The following is a 25,113-nucleotide window of genomic DNA, read 5'->3' as shown; positions in this document are numbered from 1 at the left end:
TCATGGCGCGGATCGTGGTCGTCGGCGCCGGGGTGGGCGGGCTGGCCACCGCCGCCCGGCTGGCCGCCACCGGGCATCAGGTCACCGTCTTCGAGCGGGCCGAGGCCGTCGGCGGCAAGCTCGGCCGGTACGTCCACCACACCCCGGCCGGGTCGTTCCACTTCGACACCGGGCCGAGCCTGCTCACCCTGCCGGAGGTCTTCCACGACCTGTTCGAGGCGACCGGGGCGAAGCTCGACGAGTACCTCGACCTGACCCCGGTGGACCCGATCGTCCGGCATGTCTTCCCCGGCGACGGGCCCACCCTCGACTCCTGCGCCGACCCGACCGAGTTCGCCGCCCGCATCGGGGCGGCGTTCGGCGACCGGGCCGCCGCCGACTGGCAGCGGCTGTGGCGGCGGGCCACCCGGGTCTGGGACGCCTCGCACTCCGCCGTCCTGCGCCGGGCCGTCGACTCCCCGCTGGACCTCGCCGCGCTGGCCTGGCGGCTGGGCGACCTCGCCGCGATCGGCCCCGGTCGCACCCTGCGCGGCCTGGGCCGGCAGTACCTCTCCGACCCCCGGTTGCGGATGCTGCTGGACCGCTACGCCACCTACACCGGCGCGGACCCGCGCCGCGCCCCGGCCGCGCTGGTCGCCGTCCCGTACGCCGAGTTGACCTTCGGCGGCTGGTACCTGCGCGGCGGGCTGGGCACCCTCGCCGACGCGCTGCTGACCCGCTGCCTGGACCTGGGCGTGGTGGTGCACACCGACGCCACGGTCACCCGGATCGACGCCGCGGGCGGCCGGGTCCACGGGGTACGCCTCGCCGGCGTCGCCGCGCCCGTCCCCGCCGACGTGGTGGTGGCCAACGTGGACGCGCTGACCGTCTACCGGGACCTGCTGCCCAGCCCGCGCCGGTTGGCCGCGCTCACCGACCGCAGCCTCGCCGGCTTCGTGCTGCTGCTCGGGGTGGCCGGCGAGACCGGGTTGGCGCATCACAACGTGTTCTTCCCGCGCGACTACGACGCCGAGTTCGACGCGGTCTTCGGCCGGCCGGGGCGCGGCGTGCGGGCCCGACCCGCCACCGACCCGACGGTCTTCGTCACCGTGGCCGCCGACCCGGCCGTCCGCCCCGCCGGCCACGAGGCGTGGTTCGTGCTGGTCAACGCCCCCCGCCACGGCACCGCCACCGGGGCGGTCGACTGGCGGCGACCGGGCCTTGCCGAGGCGTACGCCGACCGGGTCCTCGACGTGCTCGCGGCGCGCGGCGTGGACGTGCGGGACCGGCTGGTGTTCCGCGAGGCCCGCACCCCGGCCGACCTGGACGCCGCCACCGGCGCCCCCGGCGGGGCGATCTACGGCACGGCCGGCGGGCTGCTCCGCCCGGCCAACCGGGGGCCGGCCGCCGGCCTCTGGCTGGTCGGCGGCTCCGCCCACCCGGGCGGCGGCCTGCCGATGGTGACGCTGTCGGCGCAGATCGTCGCCGACGAGATCGGCCCGGCCTGGGAGTGACGAGCGCCGGTCCGGCCGGGGCTGGCGAGCCCGGCCCCATCCAGGGCGCGGGAGAGGGTCAGCCGGCGTCGACCAGGGCGTGCCGGACGGTGGAGAGCAGTTGCCCCAGGCCGAAGCCGGCCAGCAGCACCCAGACGGCGGTGGCCATGGTGATGGTGCCGGCGGTCAGGTCCGGTGCGATCACCCCGGCGGCCCAGGCCAGCAGCAGCCCGACCAGCGCCACGCAGACCCGGGTGGGCCGCTCCCCCACCGTCACCGCGCCGAGTTCCCGCATCCCGGCCGAGACCGCCCGGGCCCGGACGTACTCGTGCAGCCAGGACAACGCGCCGGCCGTGACGACCAGCAGGCCCGGCGCGCCCAGCAGCCAGAACGCGGTCAGCCAGGCGACCTCGCCGAGCCGGTCGGCCACCGAGTCGTAGACGTAGCCGAGCCGGGTGGTGCGGTTGGTGACCACCGCCACCGCGCCGTCGACGCTGTCGGCCACCGAGGCGACCAGCACGAACAACGCCCCGAGGAGCGGCCCGTCGCCCGGCCGGACGGCGAACAGCGGCACGCAGAAGCAGAGCAGCACCCCCGCCACGGTGACGGCGCTCGGGCCGACCCGCAGCCGGCCCAGCACGTACCCGACGTGGTAGGCCAACCGCAGCCAGGCGCGGACCACCGGGGCCGCCGCCCGGGGATCGAACCCGCCGTGCAGCCGCGCCCATGTCGTCGCGTACTCGTCCCAGTTCAGCTGAGTGCCCACCACTGGTCAACCGTCGCATCGGCACCCAGGTGTCGCGCCGGGAGGGTCACACCCGCGCGCCGACCTGCAGCTGCTGCCAGACCTCCCGGGTCGCGGTGGAGCGGTTGAGGGTGATGAAGTGGATGCCGGGCACGCCCTCGGCCAGCAACCGGCGGCACATCTCGGCGGCCTGGTCGATGCCGAGCCGGCGGACCGCCTCCGGGTCGTCGGCGACCTCGGCGAACCGGGCGGCGAGGGCCGGCGGGAAGGGCGCCCCGGAGAGCTGCACGGAGCGCTCGATCGTGCTCAACTGGGTGACCGGCATCACCCCGGCCAGGATGGGGGTGTCGCAGCCGGCCGCCGCCACCCGGTCGCGCAGCCGCAGGTAGTCGTCGGCGTCGAAGAACATCTGGGTGATCGCGAACTCCGCGCCGGAGCGGCACTTGCGGACGAAGTGCGCCGTGTCGGCGGCCACGTCGGCCGAGCGCGGATGCTTGTAGGGGAAGGCGGCCACCCCGACGCTGAAGTCGCCGGAGTCGCGGACCAGCCGGACCAGCTCCTCGGCGTAGAGCACGCCCTCGGGGTGGCGGACCCACTCGCCGCCCGGGTCGCCGGGCGGGTCGCCCCGCACGGCCAGCACGTTGCGCACCCCGACGCCGGCCAACCGGCCGATGACGTTGCGCAGCTCGGCGACGGAGTGGTTGACGGCGGTCAGGTGCGCCATCGGCAGCAGGGTGGTCTCGGTGGCGATCCGCTCGGTCACCGCGACCGTGGTGTCCCGGGTCGAGCCGCCGGCACCGTAGGTGATCGAGACGAACGACGGGCGCAGCGACTCCAGCTCCCGAATGGCCTGCCAGAGCAGCCGCTCGCCCTGCGGCGTCTTGGGCGGGAAGAACTCGAAGGAGAAGGTCGGCTGATGGTCGCGGATCAACTCCCCGATCGCCGGTTGCGGATTGGGAAGGACCGAGGGAAGACCGAGCGCCACGGATCGACTCTAGCCGCCGACACCCGCCGGACCGCCCCCCTTCCCACCCACCGCGACGAAATCCCCACCGCCCGGCCACCCCCACCGCCCTCACCGCTCCACCCTCCCGCCGCCCCCGCCGCCCCCGCCGCGGTCAAGATCCGCGCATTGTCCCCGAAAATGCTGCCTGCGGGGCCGGTTCAGCCAGCATTTTCCGGGAAGTTGTTCGGATCTTGACCGCGGCGGGCGCCTCGGGAGGGTGGAGCGTCGTACCCCCGAGGTAGACAGGGGGCAGCGCGGACGGGAGGCGGTGGGAGCCGGTTCCCGAGGGGGCCCGCGCGGGGGTCGACACCGACCGGCGGCGCGCCGGTCCGTCCGTTCGGGGCGGTCTGCGCCGCCGACCGCGCCGACCCCTTGCGGAGGAGCACCGATGACGCAGCCCACGCCGCCCGTCCCCGACCGGCTCGGGCCGCTGCTCGCCCGGCTCCGGCAGGCCCGGGGGCGCAGTCAGCAGCGCCTCGCCGCCGAGCTCTGTGCCGCCTCGGGCGTGCCCACGCTGAGCCGGCACGAGGTGTCCCGTTGGGAACGGCAGCGCCGCGTGCCGGGAGGCTTCTGGCTGGGTTGGCTGGCCGTGGTCCTCGCCGTCCCGGTCGAGCTGCTGGCCGAGGCCGCCGGGCGCAGCCGGCCCACCCACCGGGCCACCACGCCGACCCACCGGGCGACGCCCACCCACCAAGCGACGCCGACCCGCCGGGCGACGCCGACCCGCCCCGCACCCCCACGGGCCGCCGGCACCACCGCACCCCCACGGGCCGCCGGCGGTACGAGCGCACCCGCACCGGCCGGCGGTACGACCGCACGCGGCCCCCGGCGGCGCGGCGGCCGGCTGAGCCACGGCGTGCCACGGGCCGCTGATGCGGCACCGCCGACGGCGACCCGCTAGCGTCGGGGCGTGACCCACGCTGCTCCCGTGTCCCCCGTCGACCGCGCCGGCCTGCGTCAGCGCGTCGACAAGGCTCTGACCGAGTTCCTGTCCGGCCAGCGCGCCTGGATGACCGCCGTCGACGAGGCCCTGGTGCCGGTGGCCGAGGCGATCGAGGCGTTCGTGTTGGGCGGTGGTAAACGTTTGCGTCCGGCCTTCGGGTACTGGGGGTTCCGGGGTGCCGGCGGGATCGACTCCGACCAGGTGGTCACCGCCCTCTCCGCGCTGGAGCTCGTGCAGGCCAGCGCCCTCATCCACGACGACCTGATGGACCGTTCCGACACCCGGCGTGGCGAGCCGGCGGTGCACCGGCGGTTCACCGCCCGGCACCGCCGCTCCGGCTGGGGCGGCGACGCCGACGCCTTCGGCGACTCGGCGGCGATCCTGCTCGGCGACCTCTGCCTGGTCTGGTCCGACCAGTTGCTGCACTCCGCCGGGCTGGACCCGCGGGTCGTCGCCTGGGCCCGGCCGGTCTTCGACGAGATGCGCACCGAGGTCACCGTCGGTCAGTACCTCGACGTGCTCACCCAGGCCACCGGCGACACGTCGGTGGAACGCGCGGGCAAGGTCGCCCGGTACAAGTCGGCCAAGTACACCGTCGAGCGCCCGCTGCTGGTGGGGGCCGCGCTGGCCGACGCGCCGGCGGACGTGCGGGCGGCCTACTCGGCGTACGGGTTGCCGCTGGGCGAGGCGTTCCAGCTCCGCGACGACGTGCTCGGGGTGTTCGGCGACCCGGTCCGGACCGGCAAGCCGGCCGGCGACGACCTGCGTGAGGGCAAGCGGACGTACCTGATCGCGGCGACCGTGGCGGCCAGCGACGACGCGGGCCGGGAGTTGCTGCTGGGCCGGCTCGGTGACCCCGACCTGGACGCCGAGGGGGTGGCCCGGATGCGCGAGCTGATCACCTCGACCGGGGCGCTGGCCCGCACGGAGGAGCGCATCGCCACGCTGACCGACACGGCGCTCGGGGCGCTGGCCGCCGTGGAGCTGGAGACCGAGGCCCGGCAGGCCCTGGTCGACCTCGCCATCGCCGCGACCCGCCGCGCCGACTGACCCCGACCGACCCCGACCGGCTGACCCCGATCCGCCCGGCCCGCCCGCTGACAGATCGGGAGCGGGCGGGCGGGAACGGGAGCGGACGAAGCGGAGGAGTCAGAAGCCGAGGGCCTGGGCGCGGCGCTTGACCTCACGGGCGTGGTCGCCGCCCAGGGTGACGGCCGGGGTGCCGCCGGAGAGGGTGTCGTCCGGCTCGTAGAGCCAGCGCAGCGCGGCCTCGTCGTCGTAGCCGGCGTCGCCCAGCAGGGTGAGCACCCCGGGCAGGTGCTTGAGCACGATCTGGTTGGCCACCAGGTCGGTGGGAATCTTGCGGACGCCGTCGCGGCGCACCGCCAGCAACTCCCGGTCCCGGATCATCTGGTGGACCTTGCTGATCGACAGGTCGAGGCGCTCGGCGACGTCCGGCAGGGTCAGCCAGCCGGCCGGATCGGTCGGGCCGGCGAGGTCGGAGGCGGCCTGGTCGGAGGGTACGGAGTCGGTCACCCGACCACCCTGCCACGCCGTCCACGCCGCCGACGAGCGGCACCCCCTCGACCCACCCGGACGACGACCTACGAAACGGGCCCTTCGGCACCCGCGACGGGGCCCACCGGCACGCGCGAGAGGGCCCACCGGCACGCGCAAAACGGGCTTACCGTCACCTATGAACGAGCCACCGGGTGCCCGGAGCCGGCGGCACAGGCCACCGGAGCGCTCGGGTGCGGCATCCTGTTCATCCTCCGCCTCCCGGACGCATAGACTCCGTGCCGATGGACACACAGGTCGCCGACACGTTGCTGGGCTCGCTGATCGATGGGCGCTACCGCATCCGCGGTCGCGTCGCTCGTGGCGGCATGGCGACCGTGTACACCGCCACCGACGAGCGCCTCGAGCGCACCGTCGCAGTCAAGATCATTCACCCCACTCAGACACCCGAGACGGGCGCCCGCACCGCCGGGTTCTCGGAGCGGTTCACCGACGAGGCGAAGACCATCGCCCGGCTGACCCACCCGAACGTCGTCGCGGTCTACGACCAGGGCAACCACGCCGGCCTGCCGTACCTGGTGATGGAGTACGTGCGCGGCCGGACGCTGCGCGACGTGCTCGCCGAGCGTCGCCGGCTCAAGCCGGACGAGACGCTGGCGATCATGGAGCAGATGCTCGCCGCGATCGCCGCCGCGCACCGGGCCGGTCTGGTGCACCGCGACGTCAAGCCGGAGAACGTGCTGGTCGCCGAGGCGCCCACCGGCGGCGTGGCCAACCTGATCGACAGCGTGGTCAAGGTCGCCGACTTCGGGCTGGCCCGCGCCGTGGAGGCCAGCGCCGAGGAGGAGCCGGGCAACCAGCTCATGGCCACCGTGGCGTACGTCGCGCCGGAGCTGGTCACCGACGGCCGCTCGGACACCCGCACCGACGTCTACTCCGCCGGCATCGTGCTGTTCGAGATGCTCACCGGCCGGGTCCCGTACGACGGCGACCGGCCGGTGGACGTCGCCTGGCAGCACGTGGACAACGACGTGCCGGCCCCCTCGACCCTGGTGCCCGGCCTGCCGAAGGCGCTCGACGAGCTGGTCGCGCGGGCCACCCGACGGGACCCGGCGGCGCGGCCGGCCGACGCCGGCGTCCTGCTGGCCGAGGTCCAGGTCGCCCGCGACGAGCTGGGCGACCCGAACGCGCACACCGCCGTGCTGCGCCCGGTCTCCGACGACACCGCCTCGGTGGGACAGCCGACGATGATGGTCGCCACGGTCCGGCCCGCCCAGCGGCCGGCCTGGGCCCGGTTGCCCGAGCAGAAGGACGAGCGCCCGCACCGCCGCCGGGCCGAGCCGCAGGGCGGCGGGCCGCTGGGCCGGCTCGGCGCGCTGCGCGCCCGGGTGCTGAGCGACCCCCGCGGACGCCGCGGCGTCCTGGCCGCGGCGGTGGTGCTCGTGCTGGTCGCCGCGCTCGCCGGCTGGTGGTTCGGCGTCGGCCGATACACCGTGGCCCCGGAGCTGGCCGGCCTGACCAAGGCCGAGGCGCAGACGCAGGCGACCCGGGGCGGCTTCGCCCTGGAGTACGCCGAGCCCCGCTACGACGAGAAGGTCCCGCGCGACGCCGTGGTGGCGCAGAGCCCCGCCTCGGCCGCCCGGATCCTCAAGGGCGGCACCATCACCCTCACCCTGTCGCTGGGGCCGGAGCGCTTCCCGGTGCCGGACGTGGTCGGCAAGGAGTTCGACCTGGCCGAGGCCGACCTGCTCAACCTCAAGCTGGTGGTGGCCAAGGGCACCCCCCGCTACGACGACAACCTCCCGGCGGGCGTGGTGGTGGCCACCAGCCCGAAGGTCGGCGCGGAGGTGAAGCCGGGGGCGAAGGTCACCCTCGTCCTGAGCAAGGGCAAGGCGCCGATCTCGGTGCCGAACCTGATCGGCAAGAGCGTCACCGAGGCCCGCACCACGCTGGCCCAGCTCGGCCTGGTGCCGGTCGAGACGTACAAGGACTCGCCGAAGCCGAAGGACGAGGTCCTCGGGCAGAGTCCGACCGACGGCGCGGGCGTGGAGAAGGGCGCCCAGGTCAAGTTGGACGTCAGCAAGGGCCCGGCCCCGGTGGCCGTGCCCCGGGTGGTGGACCTGCCCTGTCAGCAGGCCAAGCAGCAGTTGGAGGGGCAGGGCTTCCCGGTTAACGTGCAGTTCAACCCCAACGGCACCGTCCGGTTCCAGAACCCGCCCGAGAACGCCCAGGTGGCCCCGGGCACCCAGATCACGATCGGATGTCTGTAGAAATGCCCGTGCTGCCCGTCCCGCACCGGCCGGTCGGCTCGCACACCCCCACCTCCGGCGGGTTGGCGAAGGCCGCCCTGCCGTACGTCGACGCCACCGCCTCGGAGGTCGTCCAGGTCTACGTCTCCAACTCCCGGGGCTGGGCGTTGCCGACGGGTGACCCGACGCAGGACGGGCTGTTCCGCGACGGCTGCGCCGAGCGGGACGTGCGGGTGTACATCCACGCGTCGCTGCTGGTGAACCTGGGCTCCCCCACCCCGGCCACGGTCGAGCGCTCGGCGCAGACCCTGGCCCACGCGCTGCGGCGGGGGCGGGCGATCGGCGCGGCGGGGGTGGTCTTCCACGCCGGCAGCGCGGTCGACGCCGGCTACGCCGACGCGGCCATGCGCCAGGTGCGCGAGGCACTGCTGCCGCTGCTGGACGAGTCCGTGGCCACGGACGGTCCACTGCTGCTGGTCGAGCCGAGCGCGGGCGGCGGCCGGTCGCTGGCCGCCCGGGTGGAGCAGCTCGGCCCGTACCTGGACGCGGTGGAGCGGCACCCCGGGCTGGGGGTCTGCTTCGACACCTGCCACGCCTTCGCGGCCGGGCACGACCTGGCCGCCGAGGGCGGCATGACGGCCTGCCTGGACACGCTGGTCGCCACGGTGGGGCCGGGCCGGCTGCGGCTGGTGCACGCCAACGACTCGAAGGACCTGTGCGGCTCGACCCGGGACCGGCACGAGAACATCGGCAAGGGCAACATCGGGGAGCCGGCGTTCGCCGAGCTGATGGCCCACCCCGCCACGGCGGGCGTCCCGATCGTGGTGGAGACCCCCACCGAGAAGCACGAGGGGCACGCCGCCGACATCGCCACCCTGCGACGACTGCGCCCCTGACCCGTCGGGTCAGGGGCGGCCGGGGGTGCCGGTCAGCCGCGCAGGACGACGGCGAGGACCTCGGCGGCCCGGTCGATCGCGTCGTCGTCGACGTCCAGGTGGGTGACCAGGCGGGCGGTGCGCGGGCCGAGCACCGACATCAGCACGCCCTCGGCGCGGGCGGCGGCGGCGAGGCCCCGCGCGTCCAGCGGCGACTTGGTCAGGTCCAGCGCGACGATGTTCGTCCGCGCCTCCGTGGCCAGCACCCCGAACGGGGCGACCGCCTCGGCCAGCCGGGCGGCCTTGGCGTGGTCGTCGGCGAGCCGCTCGACGTGGTGGGCGAGGGCGTAGCGGCCGGCGGCGGCCAGCACCCCGACCTGCCGCATCCCGCCGCCCATCCGCTTGCGGATGGTGCGGGCCCGCTCGATGCGCTCCGCGCTGCCGACGACGAGGGAACCGACCGGGGCGCCGAGGCCCTTGGAGAGGCAGACCGAGAGGGTGTCGAAGAGCGCACCGTACTCGGCCAGCGGCACCCCGTCGGCGACGTGCGCGTGCCAGATCCGGGCGCCGTCGCAGTGCAGGGCCAGCCCGCCGTCGTCGGCGACCCGGCGCAGCTCGCGCAGGGTGGCCAGCGGGATCACCCCGCCGCCGCCCCGGTTGTGGGTCTGCTCCACGGCGATGGCCCGGGTCGGCACCGCGAAGTAGCCGTCGGGCCGGACCATGCCGGCAACCACGTCGGGGTCGATCTCCGCGCCGACGGCCGGCCAGGTCCGCGAGGAGATCCCGCCGTACGCCGCCGCCGCGCCGATCTCGTACGTGACCACGTGCGCGTCGGCGTCGCAGAGCAGTTCCTCGCCGGGCGGCACCACCAGTTGCAGGGCGATCTGGTTGGCCATCGAGCCGGTCGGGGCGAAGAGCGCCGCCTCGTGCCCGAAGAGGGCGGCGACCTCGGCCTCCAGCGCGTTGACCGTCGGATCCTCGCCGTAGACGTCGTCGCCGACCTCGGCGGTGGCCATCGCCTCCCGCATCCCGGGGGTGGGCCGGGTCAGCGTGTCCGACCGCAGGTCGATCACAGTCTCACTCCTCGCGTCAGCCACGATTTTCCCTTTGACGCGTCAGCCACGGAGCATCTCCGCTACCAGGAAAGCCAGCTCCAGCGACTGCTGGGTGTTCAGGCGGGGGTCGCAGGCGGTCTCGTACCGGTCGGGCAGGTCGAGGTCCTCGATGCCCTGGGCGCCGCCGAGGCACTCGGTGACGTCCTCGCCGGTGAGCTCCACGTGGATGCCGCCCGGGTGGGTCTGCAACGCGCGGTGCACCTCGAAGTAGCCGAGCACCTCGTCGACGATCCGGTCGAAGTGCCGGGTCTTGTAGCCGTTGGAGGACTCGTGGGTGTTGCCGTGCATCGGGTCGCACTGCCAGACGACCTTGGCCCCGGCGGCGGCGACCTTCGACACGATCGGCGGCAACGCGTCGCGGACCTTGTGGTTGCCCATCCGGCTGATCAGGGTGAGCCGGCCGGGGACGTTGTCGGGGTTGAGCTTCTCGCAGAGCTCGATCGCCTCGTCGGGGGTGGTGGTCGGGCCGAGCTTCACGCCGATCGGGTTGGCGATGCGGGAGATGTAGTCGATGTGCGCGCCGTCGATCTGCCGGGTGCGCTCGCCGATCCAGAGGAAGTGCCCGGAGAGGCCGTACGCGCGCTCGCCGGAGACCCGGGTCAACGCCCGGTCGTACTCCAGGGCCAGGGCCTCGTGGGAGCAGTAGAGGGTGACGGTGCGCAGGGCGTCGTCCTCGGTCATGCCGCAGGCGTTCATGAAGGCCAGCGCCCGGTCGATCTCCCGGGCGATCGCCTCGTAGCGCTCGCCGGCCGGGGAGTTCTTGACGAAGCCCTTGTTCCAGTCGTGCACCGCGTGCAGGTCGGCCAGCCCGCCGTCCAGGTACGCCCGGAGCATGTTCATCGCTGCGGCCGAGTTGGCGTACGCGCGGATCATGCGCTGCGGGTCGGCGACCCGGGCCTCCGGCGTGGCCTCCAGGGAGTTGATCAGGTCGCCGCGGTAGGCCGGCAGCCCACGGGCGTCGGTCGGCAGCGACCGGGGCTTGGTGTACTGCCCGGCGACCCGGGCGACCTTGACCACCGGCAGGGACGCGCCGTAGGTGAGCACGATCGCCATCTGCAGCAGGGTGCGGGCGTTGGCCAGCAGGTGGGCCTCGGTGTTGTCGACGAAGGTCTCCGCGCAGTCGCCGCCCTGGAGCAGGAACGCCTTGCCCTCGCAGACCAGGGCGAGTTTCTGCCGGAGCTGGTCGACCTCGTAGGGCGCGACGACCGACGGCACGGTGTCGAGCACCTTGCAGACCTCGGCGACCTGGGTCGGGTCCGGCCAGGGCGGTGTCTGCGCCCGGGGCAGCTCCCGCCATCGGTCCAGGCCGAGGGCGGCGTCCTCGGCGGAGTCGACGGTCGGACGGCTGGTCTGCAGGCCGGGGTTGCCCACCGCGGGATGGCTCAGCTGGTGCCACTCATGGCGCATGACAGAAAGCGTACGGCGACCGTCGAGTGGGCCGGGCGGCGAGGGGGATGGTTCCGGAGGGTGGGAGATCCGCTGGCCCCGGGGCGGGCGTCAGGGGGTGACGGAGGGCTGCGGGGTGTGCCCGCCGGGCGCCTCGGCCGTGACGCACCAGTCCGCGCCGCTGCGGGTGACGGTGAACAGCAGCGCCCGGGTGCCCTTGCGGGAACCGGCCTTGACGGTGACCGACGTGCTGACCTCCTGCCCGGCCGCGCCGGGCCGGACGTCGGTGATGGCCGCCTCGGTCACGGTGAAGTGGTCGGCGAAGTCGCCGTTCGGGCCGGTCGCGGCGGTGTCGAAGGTCTCCTGGGCGGGGGCGCAGAGCTGGCCGCGCCCGGCGGCGACGTCCTTGGCGATCATCGCGTCGAGGTACGCCTGCACCCGCTCGCGGGCCTTGGTCGCCGCCTCCTCGGCGGGTGCCCGGCCGGGCCGGTCCGCCGCGTCGTCGTCGCCGAACCCGCAGCCGACGAGGGTGAGCGGCAGGATCACGAGCGCCGCCACGAGCGTCGTCCTGGAGTTCCTCACGCCCATCCGTCCCTCCCACCGCCGCACCGGCCGGCAACTGGTGCGCCCGTGCGGCGCTGACCCCCTGGGCCCCGACCGTTCGGGGCACGCCGATGCGCGAGTGTGACACATTCCGCGCCCGGCACGCCCACGGCGGGGCCGACAATCGCCGGCCCCGCCGCAGGTGTCACCGGGGTCCCCCGCCGCGCCGAAGGTGTCGGCCGGGTGCCCTCGTCCGTCCGGTCACGGTCAGCCGAGGCCGCCCTTGATGGCGCCGATCAGCTCGCCGTTGCTGGTGTCGCCGGAGAGCTCCCAGAAGAACGCGCCGCCGAGGCCCTGGTTCTTCGCGTACGTCATCTTGCCGCCGATGGTCGCCGGGGTGTCGTAGCTCCACCAGTTGTTGCCGCACTTGGCGTACGCGGTGCCGGCGACGGTGCCGGTGGCCGGGCAGGTGTTCTTGAGGACCTTGTAGTCCTCGATGCCGGCCTCGTAGGTGCCCGGGGCCGCGCCGGTGGCGCTGCCGCCCGGTGCGTCCTGGGTCACCCCGGTCCAGCCCCGGCCGTAGAAGCCGATGCCGAGCAGCAGCTTCTCCGCCGGGATGCCCTTGCTCTTGAGCTTCTGGATCGCCGCGTCGCTGTTGAAGCCCTGCTGCGGGATGCCGTTGTACGACGTCAGCGGCGAGTGCGGGGCGGTGGGGCCCTGCGCGTTGAAGGCGCCGAAGTAGTCGTACGTCATCGGCATGATCCAGTTGAGGTGGGTGGCGGCGCCGGCGTAGTCGGTGGCGTCGATCTTGCCGCCGTTGCTGCCGTCGGCGGTGATCGCCGCGGTGACCAGCGCCGAGGAGCCGAACTTGCTGCGCAGCGCGGAGGTCACGTTCTTGAAGGCGTTCGGGCCGCTGGTGTCGCAGGTCAGCCCGCAGGCGTTCGGGTACTCCCAGTCGACGTCGATGCCGTCGAAGACGTCCGCCCAGCGCGGGTCCTCGACCAGGTTGTAGCAGCTCTCGGCGAACGCGGCCGGGTTCTGCGCGGCCTGGGTGAAGCCGCCCGACCAGGTCCAGCCGCCGAAGGACCAGATGACCTTCAGGTGCGGGTACATCGCCTTGAGCTTGCGGAGCTGGTTGAAGCTGCCGCGCAGCGGCTGGTCCCAGGTGTCGGCGACGCCGTCGACGCTCTCGGCGGCGCTGTACGTCCGCTCGTAGTCGGGGAAGCTCTCCCCGACGGAGCAGCGCCCGCCGGTGGTGTTGCCGAAGGCGTACAGGATGTGGGTCAGCTTCGCGGCGGAGCCGCTGGTGTGGATGTTCTTGACGTGGTAGCCGCGGTTGTAGACGCCCCACTCGGCGAAGTAGCCCACGACCTTCTTGCCGCCGCCGCCCGGCGGGGGCGTGGTCGGCGGCGGGGTGGTGGGGGTCGGGGTCGGCGACGCCGTGGTGGGCGGCGGGGTGCTGGTCGGCGGGGGTGTGCCGCCGCCGCACGGCGCGCCGTTGACGGTGCAGTTCAGCGGCGCCTTGTACGCCCCGGTGCCGTTGTAGCCCCAACTGAAGGCCGCGCCGGGGGCGAGCGGGCCCGCCCAGCTCTTCTTCACCGCGACGTAATGGTTGCCGCTGCTGGTGACGTCGGCGTCCCAGGAACTGCTGATCGTGGTGCCGGCCGGCAGGTCGAACTCGATGCGCCAGGTGCTGACGCTGGCGGCGGAGCCGTTGGTGACGGTGACCCGCCCCTCGTGGCCGGTTCCCCAGTCCTGCGCCTTGGCGAACGACGCGGTCACGCTTGCGGCGCCGAACGCCGAGGTCATCGGGACTGCCGCGACGGTCATCGCGACCACGGCGCCGGCCCAGAGCGCCCGACGGAGCGATCTCTTCATGTGGCGTCTCCCCAAACAGTTAGGAAACCTTCCAGATTGATGGTGAGACGCTACTCACGCCGTCACCAGTTCGTCAAGATGTACATGCTTCGATCTCTCGCGCGGTGCGCTTCCCGGCCGGGCCACGACACGACGCGAGGCCGCGCCCCCACCCGCGGGTGGGGGCGCGGCCTCGCTGGTCGCCGGCGCGCGGGCCGGGGCCGGTCAGCCCGCCGCGGAGCGGAACACCGGGTAGTAGCCGCCGGCCTGGCCGGCCTTCGTCGGGTGGTAGGAGACCCCGATGTTCAGCACGTTCAGGGCGTGCATCCACTTCGTGCCGCCGCTGCACAGCTGGTGGCCGACAAAGGCCGACCGGACGTCGGCGAACTTGAAGCCGGCCGCGTTGGCGGCGGTGCGGATGATGTCGTCGACCAGGTTGATGCCCTCGTTGAGCTTCGACCGGGAGGCGGCGGTGAGACCGACGCAGGTCGTGCCGAGCTGGTAGAAGACCGGGTACCCGACGACCACCACCCGCGCCGAGGGCGCCTTGGCCTTGATGCCGTTGTAGACCTTGGCCAGCTTGCCGGGCAGCTCCGCCCGCGCACTGTTCTCCGAGGCCTGCACGGCGGCGATGCACTTGGCCTCACCCTGGAGCACGCAGGTGCTCATAATGTTGGCGAAGCCGACGTCATTGCCACCGACGGTGACGCTGACCAGTGTGGTGGTCGACGACAGCGCGGAGAGCTGATTGTTGATCACGTCGGTGGTGATCGCGCCGGAGCAGGCGACCGACTTGTACGACGCGGGCTTGATGTTCGTGTTGTAGAGCGCCGGGTACGCGTTGGTGCTGCGCTTGCAGGAGCCGCTCTCAGAGGTGTAGTTCTCGGCGCCGACGCCGGAGGCGTACGAGTCGCCGAGGGCGACGTAGCGGTCGCTCGGCGCGGCCTGGGCGGGGACGGCCAGCGTGAGCGTGGCGCCGAGGGTCGCCGCGACACTCACGGCGAAGGTAACGAGACGGGATCTCCGCACGTAGCACTCCTGGGGGTGGGAAGTGATGGTGAGAGATAGGTAACACTAAATATCGCCCAAATGGAAGATCACCGATTCCATCAGGGGTGTGGTAGGGGTACGTCGGCCGCCCCGCCGGCCGCCGCGTAGCCGCCGTGCTCGAAGATCGTCTCCTGACTCACCGGCCCTTCCACAGGAGACCATCGAAATGATCAACAAGTACGCCGGGCGCTGCGGCGGTTGCGGCGCGCGGGTGCCGGCCGGCGCCGGTCAGGCCGCCAACGTCGACGGCCGGTGGAGCTCGTACCACCACGGGTGCGCCCCGGTCCGCGTCGCGCCGCCGGTCGGCCCGCACAGCGGGTGGCACGACCTGCCGATGGTGGGCTTCGACCTCGAGGGCACGCTGCCCGATCCGATGCGGACCCGGATCGTCTCCGCCGCCCTGGTCCACTCCGCCGGGACGACGCAGGAGTGGCTGATCGACCCGGGGGTGCCGATCCCCGCCGACGCGACGGCCCGGCACGGGATCACCGACGAGACGGCCCGCTGCGGCCGGCCCGCCCGAGAGGCGCTGGCGGAGTTGGGCACGGCGGTCGCCAAGCTGATCGCCGACGAGATCCCGCTGGTGGCCTTCTGCGCCCCGTACGACGTCACGGCCTTGCACACGGAACTGGCCCGGCACGGCCTGCCCGGCATCGACTGGGACCGGGCCGTCATCATCGACCCGTCGGTGTTGCACCGGCAGGTCGAGCCCCGCTGGTACGGCAGCCGGCAGTTGGGCGACCTGTGCCCGTACTACGAGGTCACGTTGGACAACGCCCACGAGGCGGCCAGTGACGCGCGGGCCGCGCTGGACCTGGCCCGGTCGATCGCCGCCCGGCACGAGCACCTCGCCCGGATGCCGGCCGGCCTGCTGCACGAGGCGCAGATCGGGTGGCACGCGGCGCACGCCCGCGACCTGCAGAGCTACTTCGACCGGAAGGGTCACGACGAGACGGTCAGCACCCAGTGGCCCCTGGAGACGACGCCGCGCGGATGACGCCCCCCGCCCGCCGCCCAACGAGCAGGCGCGGACCGCGCCGGGGGCGTCAGTCGGCGGGCGGCAGGCTCAACCGCAGCGTGGGGCCGTTGGTGGGGACGAAACCCAGCGCCCGGTACAGCGGCTCCCCCTCCGCCGACGCCCGCAGATCGATCTTCCCCACGCCGCGCTTCCGGTACCAGTCGAGCAGCGCCTCCAGGCAGGCCCGGGAATATCCCCGCCGCCGGTACCCGGGATCGGTGACGACGTTGAAGACGTACCCGGTCAGGCCGCTCGGGTTGGCCGGGCCGCCGAGCCGACGTTCGATGGTGCCCACCGCGACGGCCGCCAACTCCCCCGGCCGGTCCGGCTTGTCCACGACGAAGACGCCCAGCGCGTCCTGCGGCTCGACCAGCCGGACGCGCAGGGTCTCCCGCGCGGCGTCCTGCCAGGAGCCGGGCGCGGGCTCGGCCCCCTCCATCGACGCCAGCATCGCGCCACGGAGCCGGACCACCTCGGCCGCGTCCGCGACGACCGCCCGCCGTACGTTGATCACCTGCGGACCATATCGCGGCCCCGGTGGTTCAGGGGGTCTGCCGGTGCGGCCTCCACCCGGGACATCCAGCCGGCGCGAAGTCGCCTCAGGCTCCCGTGGCCACTCCGATCCGCTCGGAGAACTCGACGAGGCGATTGGAGAAGCCCCACTCGTTGTCGTACCAGCCGAGCACCTTGACCTGCTTGCCGGCGGCATTGGTAAGCGGCGCGTCGAAGACCGTCGAGTGCGGGTTGCCGACGATGTCCGCAGAGACCAGCGGCGCCTCGGAGTACTGCAGGTAGTGCCGCAGCTGCGGGGAGCCGGCCGCCTCGCGGAACGCCGCGTTGACGTCCTCGACATCGGCGCGCTGCTGCAGGACCACGGTGAGGTCGGTGATCGAGCCCACCGGGATGGGAACGCGTAACGCGGCTCCGGTGAGACGCCCGTCGAGCGCGGGGATGACCTTGCCGATCGCCTTCGCCGCGCCCGACGACGCCGGGATGATCGACACGGCTGCCGCGCGGGCCCGGCGCAGGTCGGAGTGCGGCGCGTCGTGGAGGCGCTGGTCGCCCGTGTAGGCGTGCACCGTCGTCATCAGTCCCGACTCGATGCCGAACGAGTCATTGAGCACCTTTGCGAGAGGCGCCAGCGAGTTCGTGGTGCACGAGCCGTTGGAGAAGACGTCGTGGCTGTCCGGGTCGAGCCGGTCGTCGTTGACCCCGAGCACGAAGGTGGGGACGTCCCCCTTGGCCGGCGCCGAGATGATGACCTTCCGCGCGCCGCCCTTGAGGTGGGCCGCCGCCGCGACGCCATCGGTGAAGTGGCCGGTGGACTCGATGACGACGTCGGCGCCGACCTCACCCCAGGGGATGGTGGCCGGGTCGGAGTGCGCGAAGACCCTCATCCGGGTGCCCCCGACGGCGATCGCGTCGCCGTCGAAGCCGACGCCGTCCAGGTGACCGGAGACCGAGTCCCACTCGAGCAGGGTGGCCAGCGTGCGGGCGTCGGTGAGGTCATTGACCGCGACCACCTCGACGTCGGCGTTGTTCCTCAGGGCCGCGCGCAGGTAGCTGCGCCCGATCCGCCCGAACCCGTTGATGCCGATGCGTACCGTCATGACTTTCCAATCCTCCTGTGGCCCTCGTGGTGGGGCGGGGCTGGTGCCGCCGCCCGGAGCAGGCTGAGGACGCCGGCGCGGGCGGCGTCGAACGGGCCCGGGTCCTGCTGTGCGATCGCGAGTACGTAGCCGCCCTGCAGGACGGCCATCAGGGTGTGGGCGAGGTCCTCGGGGTCGAGGTCGTCGCGCAGCTCGCGGGCGGCGACGGCCTCGCTCAGCACCTTCGCCCAGGCGACGTGGACCTGGGCGAACGCGCGCGCCACCGGGGCGAGCAGCACCGGGTCCTCGCGGACCTGCGGGTCCTGGGTCATCCGGCCGACCTTGCAGCCCTTGAGGGCGTCGCGGGGGCGCATCAGGTAGGCCTCGATCCGCGCCATCGGCTCACCCGGACCGTCGAGTTCCGAGGCGGCCGGCAGCAGGTCGGCGACGTTGCGCTCAAGGGCGGCGAGCGCCAGGTCCCGCTTGGTCGGGAAGTGGTGGTACATGCTGCCCTGGCCCACCCCGGACCGTTCGCGGACGTGGCGCGGGCTGGTGTCGGCGTAGCCGCGCTCCCACATGAGCTCGCTCATCGTGTCGACCAGAAGTTGTCGCGAGTCCATGGCCGTCAGTGTACATACCAGTAGGTACAGTGGGCGGCCGACTCACTTGATTGCCCGTCGAGGCGATCGCCCGTCGAGGCCGATCGCCGCGATCACCCCCGGGCGCCGCCGGCACCCGATGGGAGACCATGGGGCCGTGATGCCCGCCGCCGCGCGGGCTAGGCTGCGGGTCGTGCGGTTGATCAGCGCGGACGACATCGCGGCGGCGCAGCGACGGCTCGCGGGGCGGGTGGTCCGGACCCCGCTGATGCCCTGCCCCCGGCTCGGCGACGCCCACGGCCTCGACCTCTGGGTCAAGGCGGAGAACCTGCAGCACACCGGCAGCTTCAAGGCGCGCGGGGCGATGAACGCGCTGCTGGCGCTCGTCGAGCGCGCCGGTGCCCCGGCCGGCCTGACCGCCTTCTCCGCCGGCAACCACGGGATGGCCGTGGCCTGGGCCGGTCGGACGTTCGGCCTGCCCACCGTGGTCTGCATGCCGCCGCACGCGGTGCCGGCCAAGATCGCGGCGGTCCGCCGGTACGGCGGGGAGGTCGTGCTCACCGAGGACCTGCTCGGCACCTGCGAGACCCTGGCGGCGGAGCGCGGATACCACCTGCTGCCGCCGTACGACAACCCCGACGTCATCGCCGGTCAGGCGACGGTCGGCCGGGAACTCCTGGCCGACGGCCCGCCGCCGGGGCTGGTCCTGGTGCCGGTGGGCGGCGGCGGCCTGATCAGCGGCGTGGCGGCGGCGCTCCGGGCGGCGGCCTCGGGGCCGACGGGGTCGACGGAGCCGCAGGCGGGCCCCGCGACGCGGATCGTCGGGGTGGAGCCGGTCACCGCCAACGCGATCGGCCACGCCCTGCGCACCGGGGAGGCGACACCGCCGCAGCGCCCGAGGTCGATGGCGGACGGGCTGGCCGCGCCGTTCGCCGGTCGACACACCCTGGCCCACGTCCGGGCGCTGGTGGACGAGGTGGTCGAGGTCCGCGAGGACGACATCCGGGACGCCTGGTGGGAGCTGATGGACGCCACGAAGCTGCTGGTCGAGCCGGCCGCCGCGGTCACCCTCGCCGCGCTGCGGGCCGGGCTGGTCAGCGCCGCCCCGGGCACCCGTACGGTGCTGGTGCTCAGCGGCGGCAACGTCTCCCCCGCCGCCCTGTCCACCCTGGCCTGACCGCCCTCAGCCGCGCTCCGGTCAGGACGGCGCCCTTCCCGTCACCCCGGGCGGCGGCCCGGCACGCGGCGGTGCCGACCCGTCACACCGGGCCTCGGCCGGGCGCGACGGCGCCGGGCCGTCACAGCGGGCGGCGGCCGGCGAAGCCGCACTCGACGCGGTGGTACCACCGCACGTCGGAGTCGCCCTCCAGCCAGCACCAGAGCACCGGGCGGCCGGCCCGCTCGCCGGGGAAGTCCAGCAGCACCGGGGCGATGCCCTTGACCTGGATGTCGTGCTCGTGCAGCTCGTCGACGATGCCGTGCAGCCGGGCCTCCAGGCCCTTGACCTCGGCCAGGCCGCCGAGCGGGCTCAGCCCGCCGTCGGTGAGGTCGGCCCGCAGCTCGGCCAGGTCGGCCCGGAGCCGGACCAGCTCGTCGATGCGGGGGCGCAGGGTGGCCACCAGGTACCGGGCCTGGGCGAGTGTGAACACCGCGCCAGTATGGGGCACGGTTCCATTCCTCGTGGCAGCGTCGGCCCCGTCGACGCCCGTGCCGGTCCGACGGCGGTAAGCGCGCGGCGGTGGCCTTGACCGACACCCACCCTCGCTATACGTTCGTACTATACGTTCGTACAGACGCGGAGGAACAGCATGAACAAGCACGGGTGGGCATTCGTCGTCGGCACAGTCATGATCGTCGGGGGCCTGGCGATGTTCTTCGCGTTCCTCGACGTCGAGACCCCCGTCATCGGCCTGCGCCAGGCCGGTCTGGTGATCGCGGTGCTCGGCCTGATCGAGATCGCGGCGACCGGATGGTCGATGATCGGGGCGAGGCGGCCGCAGCAGCGATGACCAGCACCCGCCTGCTAGACGGCGTGCTCACGGTGCTCGCCGAGCAGGGGGTCGGCGCCCTGAGCGTCCGCAGTGTCGCCGCAGCGGCGGGCGTGTCACCGGCCCAGGTGCAGTACTACTACCGGACGAAGAGCGAATTGGTGCGCGCGGGCTTCGACCACGCGGGAGAACAGTTCCTCGCGGAGGTCACGGCCGCACAGCCCACCACGCTGATGGACTTCGTCTGGCCGTGGCTTCCCCTGGACGATCGAAGTGAACGCCGCGCTCGCGTGTGGCTCGCCTACGCCGCCATCTCGGCCGTCGACCCGGACCTGGCGGCGACCTCGGCGCAGCTCGATCGGAAACTTCGCGGCTGGTTCGTCGACGAAGGCCTCTCGGAGCAGGCGGCTGCGCAGCTTCTCGCGCTGATCGACGGGGTCACCATCCAGTGCCTCACGCTGCCTCAAGCGGAGCGTCGAGCGCTCGTCGAGCGCACCATCGTGCCCTTCGTCTCGGCACTGGCGGCGAACCGCTGACCTGAGCGCGCCGGCCGCCACCGCAGGCGGCCGGCTTGACGCTTACCCATATGGGAATATGATGAGCGCCATGGCACGAGCAGCGACGACGTCGGACGCGTTCAACGCGATCGCCGAGCCGCAGCGCCGCAACATCCTGGCGCTGCTGCGCGCGGGCGAGTGGCCGGTGACCGACCTGGCGCAGGAGCTGGGGATGAGCCAGCCGCAGGCGTCCAAGCACCTGCGGGTGCTCCGGGAGGTGGGGCTGGTGCGGGTCCGCGAGGCCGGCAAGCAGCGCCTCTACGCCCTGGACGCCCGCGGGCTGCGGCCGATCCACGAGTGGGTCGGCGGGTTCGAGCGGTTCTGGAACGACAGTTTCGACCGGCTGGACAGCTACGTGCAGGACCTGAAGCAGACCCAACAGGAGGAGTGACCGATGGCGGAAGCAGAGCAGAAAACGCAGGCGGAGCCGACGACGGCCGACCGGGAGGTCACGATCTCCCGGGTCGTCGACGCCCCCCGGGAGCTGGTCTTCGAGGCGTTCACCGAGGTGCGGCACCTGTCGCAGTGGTGGGGTCCGGAGGGGTTCACCACCACCACCCGGTCCTTCGAGTTCCGCGTCGGCGGCGAGTGGGCCTTCATGATGCACGGGCCGGACGGCACCGACTACTCCGAATGGATCACCTGGACCGAGATCGTCGCGCCGGAGTGGATCGCGCTGCTGCATGGCGAGTCCCGCGACGACCCGAACGCCTTCGTGTCGACCCTGGCCTTCACCCCGGACGGTACGGCGACCCGGGTCGTGATGCGCACGGTCTTCCCCACCAAGGAGCTGCGCGACGAGGCGGTCGAGAAGTACCACGCGATCGAGGGCGGCCAGCAGACCCTGGGCAACCTGGCGGCCTACGTCACCGAGACCCTTCGGAACGGGGCGCGGGGCTGATGGCCGGCAAGGTCTTCTTCAGCGTGTCGATGTCGCTGGACGGCTTCAGCGCGCCCGAATCGATGGAAGGCCTCTTCGCCACGCCCGAGCAGCGGGAGCAGGACCCGAGGCTGGGACGCTGGATGGCGCAGTGAATGGAGCTGCAGGCGTGGATCTTCCCGCAGCGGTACTTCCGGGAGAACCTGAAGCTCGGCGAGGGCGGCGAGGAGGGGCGCGAAAACGAGATCGTGCGGGAAACGTTCGAGCGCACCGGGGCGAGCGTCATGGGCAAGCGCATGTTCGACCTCGGCGAGCACTCATGGCCGCCGGAGCCGCCTTCCACGCCCCCGTCTTCGTCGTCACGCACACCAGGTGTGACCCGTGGGAGCGGCTGGGCGGGACCACCTTCCACTTCGTCAACGACGGCATCGCCTCCGCGCTCGATCAGGCCTGCGAGGCCGCCGGCGACCGCGACGTCCGCATCGCCGGCGGCAGTGAGACGATCCTGCAGTACCTCAATGCCGGCCTGGTCGACGAGTTCTCGATAGTGCTGTCGCCCGTGCTCTTCGGGGCCGGCACCCGCCTGTTCGACGGCGTGGACGCGTCCAGGATCGCGCTGGAGCAAATTCGTTCGGAGCCGTCGTCGCGGGCGACGCACCTGACGTACGCGGTACGGCCACGGTAGGCGCACCGCCCGCCCGATCGGAGCGCGACGCGCATCTCGAAAAAGTGGCAATTGCAGACCAATACCAGGAGGAGCGCAGATGCCCGGCCGCTTCGTGTACTGGATAAACGTCTCCCTCGACCTGAAGATCGAGCACGCCACCGGCGAGGAAGGGGGGCGGAAACTGGCTCCGTATGGGGGAACCGCTGCATCGGGAGTTCAACGCGCGGGCCGCAAGGCTGACGTCGATGGTCCAGGGCCGCACGATCTACGAGACGATGCAGAAGATCTTTCCGGCCGCGCGCCAAGACGACGCACTGCCCGACTACCTCCGCGAATACGGCGAGATGTGGACGTCGAAGCCGAAGGTCCTCGCGCCCCGCACGCGGACCGACGCCCCGCACAACACCCGGGCCATCGGCCGGGACGGTGACGCGATGGAGCAACTCGCTCGACTGTGCGACGACAGCGCCGGTGACATCGGCGTCGGCGGTGCACTCTCTCGCCACACAGCTGCTCCGCGTGGGGCTGCTCGATGAGCTCCTGCTCTCCACCCACCCCGTCATTCTCGGCACGGGCCGGCCCCTGTTCGACTCAGGCGACGGGCCACGGGCCTGGCCCTAATCGAGCAAGCTTCGTTCGATGGGGGCGTCACGCTGCATCGATATGTCGTCTGCCGGGAGACTGCGTGATCGCCACATCGATTTGAGGCCATCTCGGGTGCCGTGACCGCGAACTGGCCGCTCATGCACGGCGCACGTGGTAGCGGGCGGTGCGGTGCTGATCATCGACACGCCGGTACCGGCTCGGGCGACCCCACTTACGAGACACGTCCTAGGATTGGTTCGCGCACATCCTCGGTCTGTACTGACGCTGGAAAGGTGGGGCACCGATGTTCGACCACCGCTTCACCCCAAGTTTCTACGACTGCGTCCAGCGCTACCACTCCCGGCCAGAAGTTCTTGCTGCGCTCTCTCAAGCGTTGACCGAGCTCGCGGTCAAGCCGTTCGGCAATCCTCGGCTGCAGACACATGCCGTGCGTAGAGCACAGTCGGAGACGTTCACCTCATACGTCACCAACCAGGGACACCGGCTGATCTGGCGACGGGTGGGAACTGTCATCGTGCTGCTGCTCTTCGGCGAGCACGACGCCGTCTATCGCCGAGCCGAGCGGCTGCGGCTCGAAATCGACGACACGCAAAACGTGCTACGGGTCATCGATGAGGACCCGGAGACCGGGCGGGACGTGCCCTACGCCAAACGCCGGGCGGAGGAGGGCCGCCTCTTCATGGCGTGGAACGACGGGGAACTCACCGCGTTCGGCTTCGCTCCTCACGAGATCCGGGTTTTACGCCAACTGAACGACGACGGGGACCTCACGTCACTGGATCGGCACATGCGGCAAGATGCCTGGCAAGTGGCGATGAACCTCGCAATGTACGCCGATCCGACCGGCGAACCGGCCAGCCCAGCGCCCGATGAGACGCTGCCCCTCGCGGCCGAGCCTTCCATCCCCCAGGACGGACGGCTCGCCGAGGCTCTGAGCACCCCTCGGAGCAGCCCGGAATTCGTGCCCGTACCCGCAGACCGCCTCGCGGACTGGCTGGCCAGACCAATTGAGGACTGGATGGTCTACCTGGACCCAGCGCAGCAGGATCTGGTCGACCGCTCGTACAACGGGCCGGCCCGCATCCGCGGTGGTGCAGGAACGGGGAAGACGGTCGTCGCCCTGCACCGGGCGAAAGCTCTTGCCCGGCTGGGCCACAGGGTGCTGGTCACCACCTACGTCCGCAACCTGCCCGAGGTCTATCAACAGATCTTCGCCCGCTTCGCTCCCGCGCAGCGGGATGCTGTGGAATTCGCCAACGTGCACCGCTGGGCGCTGCAGTATCTACGCCGGCATGGAGTGCGGATTCGGGTCGACCCGCGCGAGGCGGAGCGGGCTTGGCGGGCCGCATACGGCCGCGTGGTCACCACGAAAAGCGTCCTGAAGAAGGCCGGAATTGGTGCGACCTATCTGTGGGAGGAGGTGGACTGGGTCATCCGTGGTCGGGCCCTGCGCGACTTGGAGGCGTACCTTGCCTTGGAACGCAACGGACGCGGAACCCGGCTTTCCAGCGATCTTCGCACCGACGTATGGCGGCTGGCCACCGAATATGCGACCGAGCTGCGCGAGCGGGGCGTAGCCGACTTCACGGACGTGCTCCTACAGGCCCACGAGGTGGCGACGAACGCTCCGTCCGAGTACGACGCGGTCATCGTCGATGAGGCGCAGGATCTCACCGAGGCGGCGCTGCGCCTCCTCCACGCCCTGGTGGGCAATCGGCCCAACGGGCTCCTGCTCGTCGGCGACGGACAACAGTCGATCTATCCTGGCGGATTCAACCTGGCCGCGCTTGACGTGCAGGTGCGCGGTCGATCCCACGTCTTGACCCACAACTACCGCAACACTCGGCAGGTGTACGAGGTCGCGCAAGCGGTCGTGGACGGCCATCCGTTCGACGACGGCGGCGACCGACCCGAACCGGCGCTCCGCAACATCCAGCTCTCCCGCACCGGAGCTGCCCCGATCCTCCTCGGCAACGCCAACGAGGAGGAGCATGACCTCGCGCTGGCGGCGGCAATCGAAGCCGCTATCGAGGACGGCACCGGGATCGGTGATCTCGCTGTGCTCGTTCCGACCCATGCGCTCGCGAGGCATTACACGGACCTGATCGATTCACTTGGCCTGCCGGCGCAACGCTTGGAGGACTACGAGGGGAGCCCCACGGCTCTGGTCAAGGTTGGCACCTACCAACGGGCCAAGGGGCTGGAGTTCAAGCGGATCTTCCTCCCCCGGCTGGACTCCGGAGGCCTGTCCGAGCGCCCGACGCGCGGTGAGGACGCCGAAGCCCACGCGGAGCGAATCGCGCTGGTACGTCGGCAGCTCTTCGTGGCCATCACTCGGGCACGCGATGGGCTCTGGCTCGGTTGGGTCGGCGCGCCCAGTGCACTTTTGCCGTCCACGCTGACGCGCACGTCGGTGAAGCCCGCTCCCGCACGGTAAGCAGCGGCGGGGA

General features: G+C 72.5%; 25 protein-coding genes and 1 pseudogene. 14 read left to right on the top strand and 12 right to left on the bottom strand.

Annotated elements, in window-relative coordinates; genetic code table 11:
- The first annotated feature begins 2 nt into the window (after positions 1-2).
- A complete protein-coding gene (locus ACLQ2V_RS12035) occupies positions 3-1,493 on the top strand; it encodes a phytoene desaturase family protein (RefSeq protein WP_425718513.1) in 1,491 nt (496 codons plus the stop codon).
- 58 nt (positions 1,494-1,551) lie between these two features.
- Here the strand turns inward: ACLQ2V_RS12035 and ACLQ2V_RS12030 are convergent, their stop codons facing one another.
- Entirely contained in the window at positions 1,552-2,241 is a 690-nt protein-coding gene (locus ACLQ2V_RS12030) for a CDP-alcohol phosphatidyltransferase family protein (protein WP_425718512.1), read from the bottom strand.
- 43 nt (positions 2,242-2,284) lie between these two features.
- On the bottom strand, positions 2,285-3,202 hold the full coding sequence (gene metF, locus ACLQ2V_RS12025) for a methylenetetrahydrofolate reductase [NAD(P)H] (RefSeq protein WP_425718511.1): 918 nt from the start codon (positions 3,200-3,202) through the stop codon (positions 2,285-2,287).
- Between the two features lie 409 nt (positions 3,203-3,611).
- On the opposite strand from metF, the gene ACLQ2V_RS12020 reads away from it, so the two are divergent.
- Entirely contained in the window at positions 3,612-4,124 is a 513-nt protein-coding gene (locus tag ACLQ2V_RS12020) for a helix-turn-helix domain-containing protein (RefSeq protein WP_425718510.1), read from the top strand.
- 9 nt (positions 4,125-4,133) lie between these two features.
- A complete protein-coding gene (locus ACLQ2V_RS12015) occupies positions 4,134-5,216 on the top strand; it encodes a polyprenyl synthetase family protein (protein WP_425718509.1) in 1,083 nt (360 codons plus the stop codon).
- Between the two features lie 99 nt (positions 5,217-5,315).
- Here ACLQ2V_RS12015 and ACLQ2V_RS12010 read toward each other — a convergent pair whose 3' ends face one another.
- Positions 5,316-5,702 (bottom strand): Rv2175c family DNA-binding protein, encoded by a 387-nt coding sequence (locus tag ACLQ2V_RS12010; RefSeq protein WP_425718508.1) that lies wholly within the window; start codon positions 5,700-5,702, stop codon positions 5,316-5,318.
- Between the two features lie 266 nt (positions 5,703-5,968).
- Here ACLQ2V_RS12010 and pknB point away from each other — a divergent pair, with 266 nt between their 5' ends.
- Both pknB and ACLQ2V_RS12000 read left to right on the top strand, forming a co-directional pair.
- On the top strand, positions 5,969-7,954 hold the full coding sequence (gene pknB / locus ACLQ2V_RS12005) for a Stk1 family PASTA domain-containing Ser/Thr kinase (RefSeq protein WP_425718507.1): 1,986 nt from the start codon (positions 5,969-5,971) through the stop codon (positions 7,952-7,954).
- Entirely contained in the window at positions 7,945-8,829 is an 885-nt protein-coding gene (locus tag ACLQ2V_RS12000) for a deoxyribonuclease IV (RefSeq protein ID WP_425718506.1), read from the top strand. Before pknB ends, ACLQ2V_RS12000 begins: the two co-directional genes overlap by 10 nt.
- Before the next feature lie 32 nt (positions 8,830-8,861).
- Here ACLQ2V_RS12000 and ACLQ2V_RS11995 read toward each other — a convergent pair whose 3' ends face one another.
- The 5 genes from ACLQ2V_RS11995 to ACLQ2V_RS11975 form a co-directional block, all read right to left on the bottom strand.
- On the bottom strand, positions 8,862-9,881 hold the full coding sequence (locus ACLQ2V_RS11995) for a threonine aldolase family protein (RefSeq protein WP_425718505.1): 1,020 nt from the start codon (positions 9,879-9,881) through the stop codon (positions 8,862-8,864).
- A 42-nt stretch (positions 9,882-9,923) separates the two neighbouring features.
- On the bottom strand, positions 9,924-11,330 hold the full coding sequence (locus ACLQ2V_RS11990; protein WP_425718504.1) for a class II 3-deoxy-7-phosphoheptulonate synthase: 1,407 nt from the start codon (positions 11,328-11,330) through the stop codon (positions 9,924-9,926).
- A gap of 90 nt (positions 11,331-11,420) precedes the next feature.
- Positions 11,421-11,897, bottom strand: a complete 477-nt coding sequence (locus ACLQ2V_RS11985; RefSeq protein ID WP_425718503.1) for a hypothetical protein — start codon at positions 11,895-11,897, stop codon at positions 11,421-11,423.
- A gap of 222 nt (positions 11,898-12,119) precedes the next feature.
- The gene (locus tag ACLQ2V_RS11980) at positions 12,120-13,730 is read right to left on the bottom strand and encodes a glycosyl hydrolase family 18 protein (RefSeq protein WP_425718502.1); all 1,611 of its coding nucleotides are present in this window, start codon (positions 13,728-13,730) and stop codon (positions 12,120-12,122) included.
- Between the two features lie 204 nt (positions 13,731-13,934).
- The gene (locus ACLQ2V_RS11975) at positions 13,935-14,738 is read right to left on the bottom strand and encodes an SGNH/GDSL hydrolase family protein (RefSeq protein ID WP_425718501.1); all 804 of its coding nucleotides are present in this window, start codon (positions 14,736-14,738) and stop codon (positions 13,935-13,937) included.
- A 187-nt stretch (positions 14,739-14,925) separates the two neighbouring features.
- On the opposite strand from ACLQ2V_RS11975, the gene ACLQ2V_RS11970 reads away from it, so the two are divergent.
- Entirely contained in the window at positions 14,926-15,756 is an 831-nt protein-coding gene (locus ACLQ2V_RS11970) for an exonuclease domain-containing protein (protein ID WP_425718500.1), read from the top strand.
- A gap of 49 nt (positions 15,757-15,805) precedes the next feature.
- Here the strand turns inward: ACLQ2V_RS11970 and ACLQ2V_RS11965 are convergent, their stop codons facing one another.
- The 3 genes from ACLQ2V_RS11965 to ACLQ2V_RS11955 all read right to left on the bottom strand — a co-directional run bounded on the left by ACLQ2V_RS11965 (position 15,806) and on the right by ACLQ2V_RS11955 (position 17,956).
- A complete protein-coding gene (locus tag ACLQ2V_RS11965; protein WP_425718499.1) occupies positions 15,806-16,291 on the bottom strand; it encodes a GNAT family N-acetyltransferase in 486 nt (161 codons plus the stop codon).
- Between the two features lie 85 nt (positions 16,292-16,376).
- Complete coding sequence (gene gap / locus ACLQ2V_RS11960; RefSeq protein ID WP_425718498.1) at positions 16,377-17,387, bottom strand: type I glyceraldehyde-3-phosphate dehydrogenase; 1,011 nt, start codon at positions 17,385-17,387, stop codon at positions 16,377-16,379.
- Positions 17,384-17,956: a TetR/AcrR family transcriptional regulator gene (locus ACLQ2V_RS11955; protein WP_425718497.1), complete on the bottom strand. Its 573-nt coding sequence runs from the start codon at positions 17,954-17,956 to the stop codon at positions 17,384-17,386. The genes gap and ACLQ2V_RS11955 overlap by 4 nt, the downstream gene beginning before the upstream one ends.
- A gap of 202 nt (positions 17,957-18,158) precedes the next feature.
- Here ACLQ2V_RS11955 and ACLQ2V_RS11950 point away from each other — a divergent pair, with 202 nt between their 5' ends.
- Entirely contained in the window at positions 18,159-19,142 is a 984-nt protein-coding gene (locus tag ACLQ2V_RS11950) for a threonine ammonia-lyase (RefSeq protein WP_425718496.1), read from the top strand.
- 121 nt (positions 19,143-19,263) lie between these two features.
- Here the strand turns inward: ACLQ2V_RS11950 and ACLQ2V_RS11945 are convergent, their stop codons facing one another.
- The gene (locus ACLQ2V_RS11945) at positions 19,264-19,614 is read right to left on the bottom strand and encodes a DUF2203 domain-containing protein (RefSeq protein WP_425718495.1); all 351 of its coding nucleotides are present in this window, start codon (positions 19,612-19,614) and stop codon (positions 19,264-19,266) included.
- Positions 19,615-19,773: 159 nt separating this feature from the next.
- On the opposite strand from ACLQ2V_RS11945, the gene ACLQ2V_RS11940 reads away from it, so the two are divergent.
- From ACLQ2V_RS11940 to ACLQ2V_RS11910, 7 genes and pseudogenes are all read left to right on the top strand, one after another.
- Positions 19,774-19,974 (top strand): hypothetical protein, encoded by a 201-nt coding sequence (locus ACLQ2V_RS11940; RefSeq protein WP_425718494.1) that lies wholly within the window; start codon positions 19,774-19,776, stop codon positions 19,972-19,974.
- The gene (locus ACLQ2V_RS11935; protein ID WP_425718493.1) at positions 19,971-20,489 is read left to right on the top strand and encodes a TetR/AcrR family transcriptional regulator; all 519 of its coding nucleotides are present in this window, start codon (positions 19,971-19,973) and stop codon (positions 20,487-20,489) included. Before ACLQ2V_RS11940 ends, ACLQ2V_RS11935 begins: the two co-directional genes overlap by 4 nt.
- A 70-nt stretch (positions 20,490-20,559) precedes the next feature.
- On the top strand, positions 20,560-20,901 hold the full coding sequence (locus tag ACLQ2V_RS11930) for an ArsR/SmtB family transcription factor (protein ID WP_425718492.1): 342 nt from the start codon (positions 20,560-20,562) through the stop codon (positions 20,899-20,901).
- A gap of 3 nt (positions 20,902-20,904) precedes the next feature.
- A complete protein-coding gene (locus ACLQ2V_RS11925) occupies positions 20,905-21,411 on the top strand; it encodes an SRPBCC family protein (protein ID WP_425718491.1) in 507 nt (168 codons plus the stop codon).
- A pseudogene (locus ACLQ2V_RS11920) lies at positions 21,411-22,075 on the top strand (dihydrofolate reductase family protein). Before ACLQ2V_RS11925 ends, ACLQ2V_RS11920 begins: the two are co-directional and overlap by 1 nt.
- Positions 22,076-22,248: 173 nt before the next feature.
- Complete coding sequence (locus ACLQ2V_RS11915) at positions 22,249-22,593, top strand: hypothetical protein (RefSeq protein ID WP_425718490.1); 345 nt, start codon at positions 22,249-22,251, stop codon at positions 22,591-22,593.
- Positions 22,594-22,946: 353 nt separating this feature from the next.
- A complete protein-coding gene (locus ACLQ2V_RS11910; RefSeq protein ID WP_425718489.1) occupies positions 22,947-25,100 on the top strand; it encodes a UvrD-helicase domain-containing protein in 2,154 nt (717 codons plus the stop codon).
- The last annotated feature ends 13 nt before the right edge of the window (positions 25,101-25,113 follow it).

Origin of the sequence: Micromonospora sp. DT233 (assembly GCF_049841815.1) — a bacterium.
Taxonomy (GTDB): domain Bacteria; phylum Actinomycetota; class Actinomycetes; order Mycobacteriales; family Micromonosporaceae; genus Micromonospora.
This window is presented reverse-complemented; position numbering and strand designations above follow the sequence as displayed.